Origin of the sequence: Brevibacterium pigmentatum, from assembly GCF_011617465.1 — a bacterium.
GTDB classification, from domain to species: Bacteria; Actinomycetota; Actinomycetes; order Actinomycetales; family Brevibacteriaceae; genus Brevibacterium; species Brevibacterium pigmentatum.
Window position 1 is genome coordinate 3,156,891 of the sequence record NZ_CP050153.1, and the last position, 15,395, is coordinate 3,172,285.

Consider the following 15,395-nt stretch of genomic DNA (forward strand, 5'->3'; position numbering starts at 1 on the left):
CCCCACTCCATCACACGAATTCGGCAGTCGCATGACGAGAATGTTTCGGGAGTCCGCAGAGGTTCGCGCCGGCGCCTCTGCTTCTCGCTGTTCCGAATCCTCTGGTCGTCCGAATCCTCTGATCGACCGAACCTTCTACTCGACGCTGTCGACCAGGTGCTCGAGCAGCAGGCGCGCTCCGGGTGACTGCCGTCGACTGCCCGACCACACAGCATGGAGTTCGCGAGTGAGATCGACGTCGTCGGCCACCGGCAGCGGCACCAGACGTCCGGCCCGGAAGTCATCGCGCAAAGCGAGTTCGGACAAGACCGCCGGGGCCACGGACGTGCCTGCGGCGATGCGCAGGGCCGCATTCGATCCGTACTCCCCCGCCACGCGCGCTCCTCCCACACCGAGTAGCGCTGCGTCGATGGCCTCCCGGGTGCCCGAGCCGATCTCACGCACGAGCAGCGGCACCTGCGCCAGATCCTCGGCGGTGATCGGCTTCGTCCAGGCGTGGGCGAAGTCCGGTCCGCAGGCGATCATGAGTCGGTCGCGGCCGACCACCTCGGCGTTGAGGTCCTTCGGCAGGGACACGGATTCGATGAGCCCGAGGTCGCAGGTCTGCCGGCGCACCCGGTCGATGACGGTCGCGGAGTTCTCCACGGACAGTCCGATGTCGATTGTCGGGTGTGCCGCCCGGAAGGTCGTGAGGTGGTGGGGCATGAGGTATTCGGCGACCGTCAACGAGGCGCTGACCTTGACGGTTCCGGCGCGGGCGTCCTGGATCGCGCGGGCCCCGGCGTAGAGCGTGTCGTAGGCTTCGATGACCTTCGACGCCCATTCGGCGACGGCGCGGCCCTCGACGGTGAGTTCGGTACCCCGCGGCGAGCGCCGCAGCAGCGGGACCTTGAGATCGCGTTCGAGGTTGCGCAGACTGCGTGAGGCATTCGGCTGGGCGAGATCGAGTTTCGCCGCGGCCTGGCCGATCGACCTGGCGTTGCCGCTGAGGGCCACCAGCAGCCCCAGAGCCTGGAGCTCGGGCCAGTTCTTCATATTCCCGAGATCGTGCATATGCTCATCATGACATATCAGATCCATATGGGTTGCGACGAAATCACCGTCTACTGCGAGCGCGCGGGCGTTGACAGACTGAAGTCATGAACCGCTTCGCCTCCCTTCTGCCCGGACTCGCCATCGCCGCTGTGGCCACGGCCGTCGCATGGCCGATCTCCATGCTCGCTCCCGTGCTCTCTCCGCTGCTCGTGGCGATCGTGCTCGGCATCCTCCTGGGCAATCTCGCCCCCAACTTCCCCGAGGCGTTCATGCCAGGACTCAACTTCGCCGCGAAGCCGCTGCTGCGCTTGGGCATCGTCGCCCTCGGTGCGCAGGTCGTGCTCGGTGACATCCTCGACCTCGGCTGGCTCGTCCTCGCCCTCGCCGCCGTCATCGTCGCCGCCGGCATCCTCTCCGCCCTTGCCCTGGCCGGGCCGCTCAAGGTCGACCGTCCCCTGGCCGTGCTCATCGGCAGCGGGTTCGGCATCTGCGGTGCCGCCGCCGTCGCCGGAGTCGAGTCGACCCTGAAGTCGAAGAAGGAGGATGTGGCCGCGGCGATCGGACTCGTCGTCCTCTTCGGCACCCTGATGATCGCGATCGTCCCCGGACTCTCGACCGCTCTGGGCCTGTCCCCGGAGACCGCCGGAATGTGGGGCGGAGCCGCCACTCACGAGGTCGCCCAGGTCGTGGCGATCGGTGGAATCATCGGGCCAGCAGCTCTCGAGGTCGCCGTGCTCGTCAAGCTCGCCCGCGTCATCATGCTCGCCCCCACCGTCGCCGTGTTCAGCTATGCCGTGCGCCGCAGTGAGGACAGGGCGCTGGCGAACTCCACCGTCACCGAGGCAGCTGCCGGTTCCGCAGAGACTTCCGCAGGTGCGGGCTCAGGAGCAGAGAACGCCGGCCGGGGCGTGCAAACCCCGGGGTCGGCGTCGACCGCGACGAAGGAGGCCCCGGCCCAGGGCAAACGCCCGCCGATCGTGCCGCTCTTCGTTGTCGGCTTCCTGGTCATGGCTGCGCTGCGCACCTTCGGTCTGCTGCCGGAGTTCGCGGTCACCGGACTCAGCTGGATCCAGACCGTGTGCCTGGCGATGGCGATGTTCGCCCTCGGCCGGGGAGTGCAGTGGCGGTCGCTGAGGAACCTCGGCGCCCGGCCGATCGCGCTGGCCACCCTGGTCACGATCATCGTCGCCCTCATCGCCCTCGGCGGTGCCCTCCTCCTCACCTGACCCCCCCCAATTGCTACCTGACGGCGGCGCAGCAACCTGGCGCGAGGTTGCTGCGCCGCCGTCAGGTAGTAATTGGGGGCGCCTTGGCGAGGATTTCCGATAATCGGGACTTTCCGGCGGATCGGACACGCCTCACCTGTACGCATCGGTAACACTGGTAGTCTCTCAGCGAATCAGCCAGCGATGCTCAGTGTCGCTTCAGCCTTCGCAAGGACATCATGCTCACTCAGATCATTGCTCTGCTCATATTCGTCGCCCTCTTCGCCATCGGCGCGGTCCGCGGGGTGCAGATCGGCGTGCTCATGCTCGTCGGCGCGGCCGGAACCGGGCTCCTCTTCACCGATATGGTCGTCGACGACATCGTCGCCGAGTTCCCCTTGGACATCATGATCCTGCTGGCGGGCGTAACCTACTTCTTCGCGATCGCGCAGGAGAACGGGACCGTCGACAAGATCATCGACTGGGCCCTCGAACGCGTCGGATCCTCGGCGGTGCTGCTGCCCGCGGTGTTCTTCGTCATCACGGGCTGCATTGCGGCCATGGGTGCTCCGCTGGCCGGTCTGGTCATGATGCCGGTGGGCATGCAGGTCGCCCGGAAGTACGGCGTCGACTACGCGCTCATGGGCCTGGCGATCTGCTTCGCCATCGGCGCCGGCGGCTTCGCCCCGACCAGCCTCTACGGAATCGTCACCTACTCGACCGCCCATGATGCCGGAATCGACCTCTCCCCGTTCCTGCTCTTCGGCATCGCCGTGGCCGTCTACCTCGTCATGCTCGTGGTCGCCTACTTCATGTACGGTCGGTCGCTGTTCTCGAAGACGACCGTGTCGGCCGCCGAGCATGCTTCGGTCGGGAGCGCCCAGTCGAAGATCTCCCGCGGTTCCGCCTCGGCGTCGAGTGTCGCCTTCGGTGAGGACGATGAGGACGAAGCGCTCTTCGACTCCTCCACCGCCGACGAGGCAGGAGAATCCGAGCCTTTCACCTTCGTGCAGATCCTCACCGTGATCTTCATGGTCGGTCTCATCGGCAGCGTGGTCGTGCTCGCGGCTCTCGGCCAGGAACCGGACATCGGTCTGCTGTGCTTCATGTTCGGAGCGGTCCTCGCCCTCGTCGACCCGAAGACCGGCAAAGCCGCAATCCCGAAGATCGACTGGCCGACCGTGCTACTCGTCGGCGGCATCATCACCTTCGTCGGCGTGCTGCAGAACATGGGTGCCGTCGACCTCCTCGGCGAGGGCGCGGAGTCGATCGGTTCGCCGCTCATCGCCGCCTTCGTCCTCTGCATCGTCGGCGGTCTGGTTTCGGCGTTCGCATCGACGACGGGCATCCTCGCCGCTCTCGTGCCGCTGGCGCTGCCGCTCATCGCCGCCGGCGGGGTGCCCGGCTGGGCGCTCATCGCGGCACTGGGCGTGTGCTCGGCCGTCGTCGACGTCTCACCGTTCTCGACGCTGGGCGCCACGGTCGTCGCGACCGCCCCGGTCGAGGACAAGCCGCGACTGACCCGCATCCTCGTGAAGTTCGGCATGTCGATGGTCGTCATCGGACCGGTCGTTCTGGTCGGCGGCCTCGTCATGCCCGCCATGATGTTCTGACCGGATTCCATCGAAAAACGGGCTGGGTGCCGACAAACGCATGTGCGCATGCGTGCGTCGGCGCTCAGCCCGTTTTTCGGCGACGTGACCCTCAATCCGAGGGCCCGCTAACCGCCCTTCAGCCCAATGGCTTCGACAGCAGGACGAACTCGAGATCGTCGACCTTCGGCTGTCCGAAGCGGTCGTCACCGTAGGGGAAGGGCTCGACTTCCCCGGTGCGCACGTAGCCGCGGCGCTCGTAGTAGGCGATGAGTTCGTCACGCTTGTTGATCACGCTCATCCGCATCGACGTCGCGCCCCAGTGTTCGGCCACCCACGCCTCGGCGAGGCCGATGAGCGCAGACCCCACGCCTCTGCCCTGACCCAGCGGAGACACTGCGAGCACTCCGAGGTAGGCAGCTCCGTCCTCGGGTTCGCGCACGTAGACGCTGGCCACGGCTCGGCCCTGCTCGTCGCGGGCGAGCAGGATCTGGGAGTCCGCCTCGGCGAGCATGTCCTCAGCCATGGGAACGTCGAGTCGCTGTCCGCCCAGCAGGTCCGCCTCGGTGGTCCACCCCTGTTTCGACCCTTCGCCGCGGTAGGCCGAGGACACGAGCTCGACGTAGTCAGGGATGTCGGCGGGCAGGAGTTCGGCGACTTCGAATCCGGCTGCGCACAGCTTCTGGCGGTGCGCTTCGACCACGGTCGCTGAGGGGTGTGCGGTCATAGTGGGGACTCCTTCACGACTTTCAGTGGGGCTTCAGCACCAGGCTAGTCGGATCGTTCTCGGCAGACCTATAGTGTCAACTATCAGGACAGCGACGAACGACGTTCGATCGCCAACGACCAACGCGGCGTGCCGCCGGCACGGACATTCGGGAGGAATGACCATGGACATCGACATCTCGGGAGAGACCTTCACCATCGCCGAGGATGACGCGGCCAAACGCTTCACCGTCGCCCACGCGGGCAAGGTCATCGGTCTCGCCGATTACATCGACCGTGAGGCCGGAGTCGATGACACCGCCGAGGGCACGGTGCGCATCTTCACCCACACCGAGGTGTCCCCCGAGTGGGGCGGACGCGGCCTGGCGGCCAAGCTGGTGCGCTATGCACTGGAGACCAGCGCCGAGGAGGGGCTGAAGTTCCGTACCACGTGCTCCTACGTGCAGAATTTCCTCGCCAAGAACGACGAGTTCGACAAGTTCGTCGCCTGAGTTCGCTCCCCCGGAGCTCGTCTTCGCTCCAGCGCCGCTGGGCACCGACGGGGAAATCGCCACGACACAGCTGAGTGCAGAGCACTAGACTGGAAGCGGCCGCGTTCCGATTCTGCGACGGGGACGTTCTCACGCCGACCACGCGGTTCAGCTCTGACGACGCTCAAGGAGGATTCGTCGTGGATATCACCCCGATCATCGACAAACTGGGCACCGGGCTATTCATCGGCGGCAGTTGGCGTGAGGCCGAAGGCGGCAAGACCATCGACGTCCGCAATCCCGCAACCGGTGAGGTCATCACCACCGTGGCCGACGGTTCCACTGCCGATGCCCAAGAGGCCATCACGGTCGCCGGTGAGGCACAGGCCGGCTGGGCGGCCACGTCGCCGCGCGAGCGGTCCGAGATCCTGCGCCGGACCTTCGAACTGCTGCTCCATCGTGCCGACGACATCGCCGCTGTGATGACCGCTGAGATGGGCAAGCCCTTCGCCGAGTCCAAGGGTGAGGTCACCTATGGCGCCGAATTCTTCCGTTGGTTCTCCGAAGAGGCGGTGCGCATCGAAGGCGACTATTCCCAGTCGCCGGACGGCAAGAACCGCATGCTCATCTCTCGCGAACCCGTCGGGCCCTGCATTCTCATCACCCCGTGGAACTTCCCGCTGGCCATGGGCGCGCGCAAGATCGGTCCCGCCATCGCCGCCGGCTGCACCATGGTGTTCAAACCTGCGAAGCTGACCCCGCTGACGTCACTCATGCTCGTCGACGTCCTCGTCGAAGCCGGCCTTCCTGCCGGTGCGCTCAACCTCGTCACCTCCGAGTCCGCGCGCCGCGTCGTCACTCCGTGGATGGAGTCCGGCATCGCCCGCAAGGTCACGTTCACCGGGTCCACCGAAGTCGGAGTGGGACTGCTCAAGCAGGCCGCCGACAATGTCATGAAGACGTCGATGGAGCTCGGCGGCAATGCCCCATTCGTCGTCTTCGCCGATGCCGACATCGACAAGGCCGTCGAGGGTGCGGTTATCGCGAAGATGCGAAACGGCGGTGAGGCCTGCACCGCAGCGAACCGCTTCTTCGTCCATTCCTCGCTGGCCGAGGAATTCTCCTCGCGGCTGGCCGTGCGCATCGGTGCGATGAAGGTCGGCAACGGCCTCGACGAGGGCACCGAAATGGGTCCGCTCGTCGATCAGGATTCCCTCGACAAGGTCGCCGGCCTCGTCGATGAGGCCGTCGCCAAGGGGGCGAACATTCTCACCGGAGGTTCCCGGATCGACGGCGACGGCTTCTTCTACACCCCGACGGTGATGACCGACATACCCGATGACGCCGAGATCCGGACGACGGAGATCTTCGGACCCGTGGCTCCGATCGTCACCTTCGACACAGACGAAGACGGCATCGCCTTGGCCAATGAGACCGAGTTCGGACTCGTCGGCTACCTGTTCAGCGAGAACGTCGAACGCGCCCTCAGTCTGGCCGACGAACTGGAGGTCGGCATGGTCGGCCTCAACACCGGACTGGTCTCGAATCCGGCGGCACCCTTCGGCGGAGTGAAGATGTCCGGCCTCGGCAGGGAGGGCGGCAGCGTCGGCATCGACGAGTTCCTCGAGATCAAATATGTGGCCATGCCCCGCAGCTGATGTGAAATCGGGGTTCGGTCAACCCCGCAGATCCACCCACTGCTTGACCCCGGGCCGATGACCGGCATCGACGCCGAGGAGTTCGGGCGCGTCGTCGAGTGGGCGTCCCGGCCCGACGATCGCCTCGGTCGGAAGCGTCCCCAGCATCGCGACCGCGGTCGCCATGTCCTGCGGGTGTTCGTAGATGAATGAGCCCCGAATGCTCAGCTGCCGCTGGACGATGTCGAAGCTCGACGCGCCGAGGCGGTCCTGGTCCTCCCCGACGACCGTGACCTTTGCGAACGGAGCGAGGTGGTCGACGACGACGGCGAGTCCCTCCGGGACGCCTACCGCGTCGATGACGATCCGAGGTGCCGGGCCGGCGCCGGGGACGAAGGCGCGGGCTCCGAGTTCGACAGCCAATCGCAGCCGAGCCTCGTTCGGCTCGCTCATCCAGGGACGGTAACCGAGATCGACGAGGACGAGGGTCGCCAACAGGCCCTGGGCTCCAGCACCGACGACGAGGACCTCCTCCCCGCCCTCCAGTTCGGTCCGGCGGATCGCCGAGGCGGCCACGGTCAGCGGTTCGGCGCACACCGCGCGCTCCACAGGTATCCCGGTCGGCAGGCGGTGGCAGAATCCGCCGGGATGGTCGACCGCCTCGGCGAGGAATCCGGGCTGGGTAAGCACGCCGGCACTCAGTCGCGAGGCACATGCCGAGGTCACGCCTCGGCGACAGTACTCGCATTGCCCACAGGTGATGTTCGGTTCGAGCGCGACCCGGTCACCGATCGCCCATTCCCCGACCCCGGGTCCCACCTCGGTGATCTCTCCGACGCCTTCGTGCCCGAGCCGCCACGGAAGCTCGGGAGGCGTCCGCGAACCGGACGCCAGGCTGAGGTCGGTGCCGCAGATTCCCACCGCGAGCATCCGCACCCGCACATGCCCCGCCGAGGGGCGGCCCTGCGGACCCGGGCGGGTGACGACCTCGACGCGACCGGGCGCGGTGATCTCGACCGAACGGACCGATCCGATTGCGCCATGGGTCTCAGAGGTCGGCATGGCGGCGGCGAAGGAGGGGCGGCGAACCATCAGGCGGACACGACCTGTGCGGATTCGCCGGTGGAGCGTTCGGCACGGCGGCCGATCTGCCACTTGCGTACGAGGTGCATGGCGATCGAGATCGAGATGAGGCAGCCGCCGCCGAGGTAAGCGGCCACGAGGTACCAGGTCCCGTTGCCGAGTCCGACGAGGAACGTCGCGATGAACGGGGTGAAGCCGCCGGCGATGGCGCTGGCCAGCTGGTATCCGACGCCGGCTCCGCTGTAGCGGAATTCGGGGCTGAACATCTCAGCAAACAGCGGCTGCTGGACGCTGACGACGGCATCGTGGGCGATGTTGATAAGCAGCACGGCGAAGATGACGATGCCGACGATGTTGCCGGCTTCGAGGAAGAGGAAGAACGGCACGGAGCTGACGAGGCCGATGACCCCGCCGGTCAGATAGACGCGCAGTCGTCCGTAGCGGTCGGAGAGATAGGCGAAGGCTGGGATCGTGATGATGCCGAGACCGCCGACGAGGAGGGTGATGTTGAGCATGATCTGCCGGTCGAGACCGAGCTGCTCGGTCGAATACGACAGGGCGAACGTGGTGACGATGTACATGGTCAGCAGCTCGATGAAGCGCAGACCGACGATCTGGAAGATCTGCGCGGGATAGCGCTTGAAGGCTTCGAGAATCGGCAGCTTCGCGGTCTTGTCGGTCTTCGCGTTCTTCACGCGCTCGACGTACTCTTCGGATTCCTCGACGCCCGCGCGGATCCACAGTCCGACGAGGACGAGAACGGCGCTGAAGAAGAACGGAATGCGCCAACCCCAGGCGAGGAAATCCTCGGCGGAGAAGTTGCTGCTGAGCAGGGCCACGAGCCCGGTGGCCAGCAGCAGCCCGAAGGAATAGCCGATCTGGACTCCGCTGGAGAAGAAGGCCCGCAGCTTCGGCGGTGCGCTTTCGACGGCCATGAGGGCGGCACCTCCCCATTCGCCGCCGACGGCAATGCCCTGGATGCAGCGCAGCAGCACCAGCAGTGCGGGAGCGAGCCAGCCGACGGTCTGGTAGGTCGGCAGGAATCCGATGAGGGCGGTGGCCACACCCATGATCGTCATCGTCCACACGAGCATGGACTTCCGGCCGAGGCGGTCGCCGAAGTGCCCGAAGATGATGCCGCCGAGGGGGCGGAAGATGAAACCGACGCCGAAGGTCGCGAACGCGGCCAACGTTCCGGCGTGGGAGCTGTAGTCGGGGAAGAAGAGCTCCCCGAAGACGAGTGCGGCGACGATTCCGTAGAGGAGGAAGTCGTACCATTCGACGACTGCGCCGATGAACGATCCGATTGCCGCACGGCGGGCGCGCCGTGCCCCTCCCGGTTCGACTGTCGCCTGGTCTTCGATTCGGGCCATCGGATTCTCCCCTGAACTCGTCTTCAGCCTTCTGTCCACCGCCCTCCCGGGGTCGACGCAGAGCAATCTAGCACGGTCGAATACCGCCGAGTCGCCCATGTCCACCAGAGAATACGCACGCGCCAGCCGAATTCCGGGCAAGGACATCGGTGAGTTCAAGACAGACAGCTCCAGACAGGCGCGGCCCTGAATCGAACACTAGAATCGACAACTGTGAATGCCCGATTGCGCCACTATCTGCAGCTGCCGTCCGCAGCCGGTCGATTCCGATGATCCTGCCGGAGGTCCGTGATCCTCGCCTGATCACGATTCGCCGAGGCGGCTCCCTCACTGATCCCGACCACCATCTGCTTGCGCTGTGGGCCGCCGACTGCGCCGAACACGTTCTGCCGTTCTTCGAATCCGTCTGCCCCGAGGATGAGCGCCCCCGCGACGCCATTGCCGCCGCCCGCGCGTGGGCGGCCGGTGAGAGGCCGATGATGGAGGCCCGTGTCCTCGGCGGTCATGCCATGGGTGCCGCACGGCCGCTGCGTGGACCCGCCCGGTTCGCCGCCTATGCGGCGGGTCAGGCAGCCTGCGTCGGACACGTCGCCGAGCACGATCTCGGGGCGGCGGCCTACGCGATCAAAGCCGCTCGCGGAGCCGCCGGGAAGGACATTGCGGCCGGTCGTGCCGAACGCGACTGGCAACGCGACCGTGTGCCGCCCGGCGTCCGCGACCTCGTACTGGAGGACCAGGCACGCCGCGATGCGATCTGCTGGTTCGTCTTCAGCGCTTGATCGACGGCGGCCCACTCCACGACAGATAGCCCATGTTTGAACCCGTGCTATCTGTCGTGGAGTGGGCCGCTGGCAACTCACCTCTCGCAGAAACCGTCGCCCGGACGCGCAGAAGCCCCGCACGTCTTGTGCGGGGCTTCTGCGTCTGCGTTGCGAAGGCCGAGTGGACCTCGAGTCAGCTGCTGCGGGGCATCAGGCGCGGCGGCGTGCGAGGACGTCGTTGACGGCGCCGAGGTCGGCGGCCTTCGTCGTCCGGATCGCCTTGCGCCCGTGGCCGAGCGGACCTTCCTCGCGGGCGGAATCGCTGAGCTCCGGACGGTAGCCGAGTTCTTCGGCGAACTGAGCCGCGATGTCCTCACGGCTGCGGGCCTCGGTCTCGTACGAGCTGGCATCGGCCGCAGTCGCTGCGGGCACCGAGTGTTCGGCTTCGGGTGCATCAACGTAGCTGGGCACCGGCAGCGGAGTCGGCGACCAGCCGTCACGCGACTTCAGTCGCTGCATGAACGGATCGTCGACCTTGCTGGCCGAGGCGTCCAGCGCAGCGCGCACATCCGCATCGGCGTGCTCCCGATCGGTTGACTCCGTGTCGGTCTCAGCCACGAGATCGGCTCCGAGCGAGACCGGAGCCTGAGTGGATGCGGTCTGGGTCTTCTCCGCAGGCTCGGTCTTCTCTGCTGACTTCGCAGAATCGGCCGAAGCGTCGACCTCACGTTCGTTCGAGGTGCCCTTCGACTCGAGCCGCGTCTCAGCCGTCTGCGCCGAAGCCGCTGTGTCAGCGGTGTTCGTGGTCGATGCGCCCTCGGAGTCGGCGGTCGCCTCGGCGGCGGAGCCACCGTCTGCGGCGGCGTTCTCCTTCACGACCGGGATCGGTCCGGTGAGGAGGACCTGACGCGTGGTGTGGCCCTCGGCGGTTTCCTTGCGGATGCGCACGAGTGGGATCTCACCGGTGTCGGCCTCTTCGCGGGACTTCTTCGCCTCGGCGGAGCGGTTCATCGCGGCGCGTGCCTGGGCGGCCTTCGCCGCTGCGCTCGTGCCCTGTGCCGCCGCGGCGATCCGTGCAGCGGTTCCGCTCGAGGTCGGTGCAGGTGCCGTGCGCGGCTGCTGCTTGACCGGAACGGTCTGCGACTTCGTACCCACCCGAGCCGTTGACCGTGCTTCGGCTGCAGGCGCAGCGCTCGTCTTCGAACTGGTTGTGGCGGCAGGTGTGGCCGCTGTCGCCGACCGTTCGGTCGGCGCAGGCTTGGCAGCACGTTCCGGCTGAGTGACTCGCTCAGGCTTGGCAGCAGATTCAGGCTTCGCCGCTGACCGTGACCGCGTGGTCTCCTGCAGTCCTCGCAGCTTCTTCTTCGTGTCCCGCTTACGCAGGTTGAGCGTGCGCACGAGGAACAGAGTGACCACGGCGAGTCCGAGGAAGACGCCGGCCAGGGCGATGTGCACGACCGAGAAGGCCGCGAGCACGCTGGACACAAGAATGCCGAGGACCGAGGCGAGGAAGACCAGGGAGAAGCCCCTGACCATAGTGTTCAGCGACTTCAGTGACTCCCGCAGGGTCGTGGCTTGCTCAGTCATCGCATGTTCCTCATCGGTTCCGATGGTCGGATTGGAATTCTTCTGGTTGTGTCCGTCTGTGGTGGGCATCCCTTCGCCGAGGCGGCCGCCGCGTCCCGTCCGGGACTGGCCCTCGCGTGGTCCGCCTCCTTGAGGGGCTGGACCAGCGCTGCTCGAAGCTGTCCGGGTCATCGACGCGCTGCGGCCGGTGCCGTTCGCGTGCGGCGGGTGCGCCTGAGGCAGACGGCCCTGTCGGTCCGCCTGCCCGGCGGAGCGGCCGCTGTCGTTGAAGACGGCGTGGACCGCGGGGTGGAGCGGCCGCACATTGTCGATGACGGCGCCTGCTCGCACGCCCGTGTCAGTGCCGACTCCTACGCTGGATCCGACGACGCTGCGGCCGGCAGCCGCATGGTCGCTGGACAGGGAGGAGTGTGTTTCACCGACCGCAATGGGAAGGACGTTGAGCTGTGCGTGGTCGGCAGCCTCGGTGATGGTGGGCGATTCGGCGTGACCGTCGATGACGGCGAACTCGGGAGTGGAGGCCGAGAGACTCAGCTTCGGGGCCTCGGCTTCCTGTGAGATGTTCGGGGTCGGCACCGACGGTGCCTTCCGGGGTTTGTCGTGGAAGACCTGGATGCGCTCCGAATGGTCGTGCCCGGGGATGGCTGTCTCGGCGGAGACGACAGCGGCCTTGTCCGGAACCGTGTCGATTTCGACGCGCGAGAGATCCGTCGCGGACTTCCGAATCATTGCGGGCACAGCAACGGCGAAGACCACGACGATGGCGATGACGACGATGATGCTGGTGTCCACAATGCCACCCTAAGTTGCGGCCATCGGGGAAGACGTGAAGGCGCAAGGTGTGTCGGTCAGTTAGGGACGAAGTTCACCGAATTCCCAGGTGGTGGCTGAGCCTCCCGGACTGTCGCGCCTACCCCGCGCTGGTGCCATGTCGGTATGCGGCGAGCAGACCCTGCGGCACCTCGTCGGCGAGCAGGGCGAACGTGCGGTGGTCGCACCACTGCCCGTCGATATGCATGTACTTCTCGCGCAGCCCCTCGTCGCGCAGCCCGAGCTTCTCGACCACGCGCAGGCTCGCTGTGTTCTCAGGGCGGATGTTGATCTCGACGCGGTGCAGTCCGAGACCGAAGAAGCAGTGGTCGGCGGCCATGGCCACGGCAATGGGGGTGATTCCTCGCCCGGCCACGCGCGAATCGATCCAGTACCCGATCTGTCCGGACAGGATCGAGCCCCAGCTCAGTCCCGATACGGTGATCTGGCCGCGGAAATTCCCGTCGACCTCGATGGCGAACGGCACGGTCTGTCCGCGTTTGGCCTGCTTGTCCTGCATCCGCACCATCGTGCGGAACCCCGGCAGCTCCTGGCCAGGCGCAGGCAGAGTCGCATCCCATGGTCGCAGCCAGTCGCGGTTGAATCGGCGGACTTCTCGCCAGGCCTCTTCGTCGCGGCGGCGCAGCGGTCGCAGCACGATATCGGACTGTCGATCAGTCAGGATGACAGGCCACACGCGGCTGCCCTCGCTCTCGGGTTCAAGATCGGTCCGCCCTGACGGGCTGAATCGATGAGGTCAGCTCAGTCCAGCGTCGGCACGAAGTCGCGCAGCCACGCCTTGAGATCGTCGCCGAGGTCGTCGCGGTCGCACGCAATCTGCACGACCGCTTTGAGGTAGTCGAGCTTGTCACCCGTGTCGTAGCGGGCGCCCTTGAACACGACTCCGTACACCCCGTGGCCGTCGTCGTCTCCGGCGAGTTCCTGCAGGGCGTCGGTGAGCTGGATTTCGTTGCCGCGTCCCGGGTCGGTGGTCTCGAGAACGTCGAAGATCTCCGGAGCCAGCACATAGCGGCCGATCACGGCGAAGTTCGAGGGAGCATCCTCGGTGGCGGGCTTTTCGACGAGGTCGGTGATCTTGACGACTTCGTCATCCGCTGTGGTCTCGACGGCCGCGCACCCGTAGAGGTGGATCGCCTCGGGCGGGACCTCCATGAGCGCGACGACGCTGCCGCCGGTGTTCTCCGCAACCTCGATCATCTTCGGCAGGATCGGGCTGCGCTCATCGATGAGGTCATCGCCGAGGAGGACGGCGAACGGTTCGTTGCCCACATGCTGACGCCCCTTGAGCACGGCGTGCCCAAGTCCCTTGGGATCACCCTGGCGCACGTAGTGGATATCGGCCAGTTCCGAGGGATGGCGCACAGCGGCGAGCTTCTTGTCGTCGCCCTTCTGCGCGAGCGCTGCCTCAAGCCCGTCGACTCGGTCGAAATGATCCTCCAGCGGCCGCTTGTTCCGGCCGGTGATCATGAGGACGTCCTGCAGGCCGGCATCGACGGCTTCCTCGATGACGTACTGGATCGCCGGCTTGTCGACGACGGGGAGCATCTCTTTCGGGGTGGCCTTCGTTGCGGGGAGGAACCGAGTTCCGAGACCGGCGACGGGGATCACGGCCTTGCGAACGGTGCGCTGCGCTTCATCACTCATGAAGTCATCTTAACGAATCCGCCGACCCCGGTTAGTCTGAATTGCGTGGACCCACAATCTTCGAAGGCGCAGCTGCGGTCCCGCATCCGCGCCGCGCGCACAGACCGCTCCCTCGCCGCGGCGACTCCCGCCTCACCGTCGTCCGTGACGTCAGCATCACCGCAGGTCACCCCCACCGAGGCGACCTCGACCACTGCCTCGCGCGTGGACCCCGCAGAGTCCGAGGGCTCCGTGGCTGCCGCCGCGTGGGACCTCATCTGTCAGACGCCGGTTCGCTCCCTCCTCGCCTATGCGGCGCTGCCCGGAGAGCCGGACCTCGATCCTGCGTTGGACCGGTTCCTCGCAGCCGGCGGCACCGTCTACCTGCCGGTCGTCACGACGGTGGGTCAGCCCCTTATGTTCGGTCAGGTCACCGGTTCGATGGCCAGCCTGACGCCGCAGGGCAGATGGGGAATCCGCGAACCGGCCCAGGATGACGACCTGCTCACCGCTGCCCAGCTGCTCTCCCCCACGGTCGGCCTCGACCTCATCTTCGTCCCCGCACTGGGGTTCGGCGCCGATGGCGCCCGCCTGGGCAACGGCGGCGGCTTCTATGACCGAACCTTCGGCCCGCACGGGGCGCAGCCTCTCGGCTCGGGATCTCGAGAGTCGGGGCCCCAAGGCTCAGGGCACCGTGCAGCGGAGCCGCGGGTCGTCGGGGTGTGCTTCGCCCAGGAACTCGGTCTGAGCGGCCTCGTCGCCGAGGACTGGGATCTGCGCATTCCCGCGGCCGTCACCGAGAACGGAACTCACACCTTCACCAACTGACTCAGGCCGTCTTCGCGGGCCGGCTCACTTCTTCACTGACTGTTCATCGGGAATCGGCACGCACTCGCGCGTGTTGATATGTGGATAACCTTGTGCATATCGCGGACCGGTGCTCCGGGGAGGTTCCGGTGTGCACTATAATCTTGTCGTCGAAGAAAGGTCTCGAATGCCCGTCTACTCCTACGCCTGCAAGAGCTGTGGTCATGCCTTTGATATTCATCAGGACTTCAGCGATGACTCACTCACCGTCTGCCCGGAATGCCAGGGCCGCCTGAAGAAGGTATTCGGCGCTGTGGGCATCAGCTTCAAGGGATCCGGCTTCTACGCCACCGACTCCCGCTCGAGCAAGTCGAGCACCGTCAGCTCCTCGAGTTCTGACTCCTCTTCGAAGGAATCCTCGAGTTCGTCGGCGAAGGAAACCTCAAGCACCTCCTCGTCGAATTCGTCATCGAGCACCTCCTCGGCGGCGAGCACTCCAGCCGCCAGCTGATCGATTCGGTTCCCCGAACCGGCTCTCTTCACTCAGACACTGATCGCCTGTGGACGACACGAATCGTCCACAGGCGGCTTTCGCGACCTTGCTGCCGGCCATGCAGCGCCGCAAGCTCGGCACATGGGCATCTTCCACCGCATTCGAACCTCGT

14 protein-coding genes and 1 pseudogene are annotated in these 15,395 nt (G+C 66.4%); 7 read left to right on the forward strand and 8 right to left on the reverse strand.

Going from position 1 to position 15,395, the window contains the following annotated elements:
• Window positions 1-135 precede the first annotated feature (135 nt).
• Complete coding sequence (locus tag GUY30_RS14350) at window positions 136-1,053, reverse strand: LysR family transcriptional regulator (protein ID WP_167198968.1); 918 nt, start codon at window positions 1,051-1,053, stop codon at window positions 136-138.
• Between the two features lie 86 nt (window positions 1,054-1,139).
• Here GUY30_RS14350 and GUY30_RS14355 point away from each other — a divergent pair, with 86 nt between their 5' ends.
• Together GUY30_RS14355 and GUY30_RS14360 are read left to right on the forward strand one after the other, a co-directional pair.
• Window positions 1,140-2,261, forward strand: a complete 1,122-nt coding sequence (locus GUY30_RS14355; protein WP_167198971.1) for a YeiH family protein — start codon at window positions 1,140-1,142, stop codon at window positions 2,259-2,261.
• A gap of 218 nt (window positions 2,262-2,479) precedes the next feature.
• Entirely contained in the window at window positions 2,480-3,853 is a 1,374-nt protein-coding gene (locus GUY30_RS14360) for an SLC13 family permease (RefSeq protein ID WP_167198974.1), read from the forward strand.
• A gap of 118 nt (window positions 3,854-3,971) precedes the next feature.
• On the opposite strand, the gene GUY30_RS14365 is transcribed toward GUY30_RS14360, so the two are convergent.
• Window positions 3,972-4,559 (reverse strand): GNAT family N-acetyltransferase, encoded by a 588-nt coding sequence (locus GUY30_RS14365; RefSeq protein WP_167198978.1) that lies wholly within the window; start codon window positions 4,557-4,559, stop codon window positions 3,972-3,974.
• 163 nt (window positions 4,560-4,722) lie between these two features.
• On the opposite strand from GUY30_RS14365, the gene GUY30_RS14370 reads away from it, so the two are divergent.
• Together GUY30_RS14370 and GUY30_RS14375 are read left to right on the forward strand one after the other, a co-directional pair.
• Complete coding sequence (locus tag GUY30_RS14370; protein WP_167198981.1) at window positions 4,723-5,049, forward strand: GNAT family N-acetyltransferase; 327 nt, start codon at window positions 4,723-4,725, stop codon at window positions 5,047-5,049.
• 179 nt (window positions 5,050-5,228) lie between these two features.
• Entirely contained in the window at window positions 5,229-6,686 is a 1,458-nt protein-coding gene (locus GUY30_RS14375) for an NAD-dependent succinate-semialdehyde dehydrogenase (protein WP_167198984.1), read from the forward strand.
• An 18-nt stretch (window positions 6,687-6,704) separates the two neighbouring features.
• Here the strand turns inward: GUY30_RS14375 and GUY30_RS14380 are convergent, their stop codons facing one another.
• Together GUY30_RS14380 and shiA are read right to left on the reverse strand one after the other, a co-directional pair.
• On the reverse strand, window positions 6,705-7,757 hold the full coding sequence (locus GUY30_RS14380; protein WP_167198986.1) for a zinc-dependent alcohol dehydrogenase: 1,053 nt from the start codon (window positions 7,755-7,757) through the stop codon (window positions 6,705-6,707).
• Window positions 7,757-9,121, reverse strand: coding sequence for a shikimate transporter (shiA, locus tag GUY30_RS14385; RefSeq protein ID WP_167198989.1), 1,365 nt, complete (start codon window positions 9,119-9,121; stop codon window positions 7,757-7,759). The genes GUY30_RS14380 and shiA overlap by 1 nt, the downstream gene beginning before the upstream one ends.
• Window positions 9,122-9,390: 269 nt before the next feature.
• On the opposite strand from shiA, the gene GUY30_RS14390 reads away from it, so the two are divergent.
• Window positions 9,391-9,900, forward strand: a complete 510-nt coding sequence (locus GUY30_RS14390; protein ID WP_167198992.1) for a putative immunity protein — start codon at window positions 9,391-9,393, stop codon at window positions 9,898-9,900.
• A 192-nt stretch (window positions 9,901-10,092) separates the two neighbouring features.
• Here GUY30_RS14390 and GUY30_RS14395 read toward each other — a convergent pair whose 3' ends face one another.
• From GUY30_RS14395 to galU, 3 genes are all read right to left on the reverse strand, one after another.
• On the reverse strand, window positions 10,093-12,261 hold the full coding sequence (locus GUY30_RS14395; protein WP_167198995.1) for a hypothetical protein: 2,169 nt from the start codon (window positions 12,259-12,261) through the stop codon (window positions 10,093-10,095).
• Window positions 12,262-12,379: 118 nt separating this feature from the next.
• Window positions 12,380-12,976, reverse strand: a complete 597-nt coding sequence (locus tag GUY30_RS14400; RefSeq protein ID WP_167198999.1) for a GNAT family N-acetyltransferase — start codon at window positions 12,974-12,976, stop codon at window positions 12,380-12,382.
• 65 nt (window positions 12,977-13,041) lie between these two features.
• Window positions 13,042-13,944 (reverse strand): UTP--glucose-1-phosphate uridylyltransferase GalU, encoded by a 903-nt coding sequence (gene galU, locus GUY30_RS14405; RefSeq protein ID WP_167199002.1) that lies wholly within the window; start codon window positions 13,942-13,944, stop codon window positions 13,042-13,044.
• A gap of 45 nt (window positions 13,945-13,989) precedes the next feature.
• Between galU and GUY30_RS14410 the strand changes: the two genes are divergently transcribed.
• Together GUY30_RS14410 and GUY30_RS18130 are read left to right on the forward strand one after the other, a co-directional pair.
• Window positions 13,990-14,751 (forward strand): 5-formyltetrahydrofolate cyclo-ligase, encoded by a 762-nt coding sequence (locus GUY30_RS14410; protein WP_228281387.1) that lies wholly within the window; start codon window positions 13,990-13,992, stop codon window positions 14,749-14,751.
• 166 nt (window positions 14,752-14,917) lie between these two features.
• Window positions 14,918-15,058 (forward strand): annotated as a pseudogene (locus tag GUY30_RS18130) (FmdB family zinc ribbon protein); the annotation flags it as partial.
• 14 nt (window positions 15,059-15,072) lie between these two features.
• On the opposite strand, the gene GUY30_RS18135 reads toward GUY30_RS18130, so the two are convergent.
• Window positions 15,073-15,273, reverse strand: coding sequence for a hypothetical protein (locus GUY30_RS18135; RefSeq protein WP_323127789.1), 201 nt, complete (start codon window positions 15,271-15,273; stop codon window positions 15,073-15,075).
• Window positions 15,274-15,395: the final 122 nt, after the last annotated feature.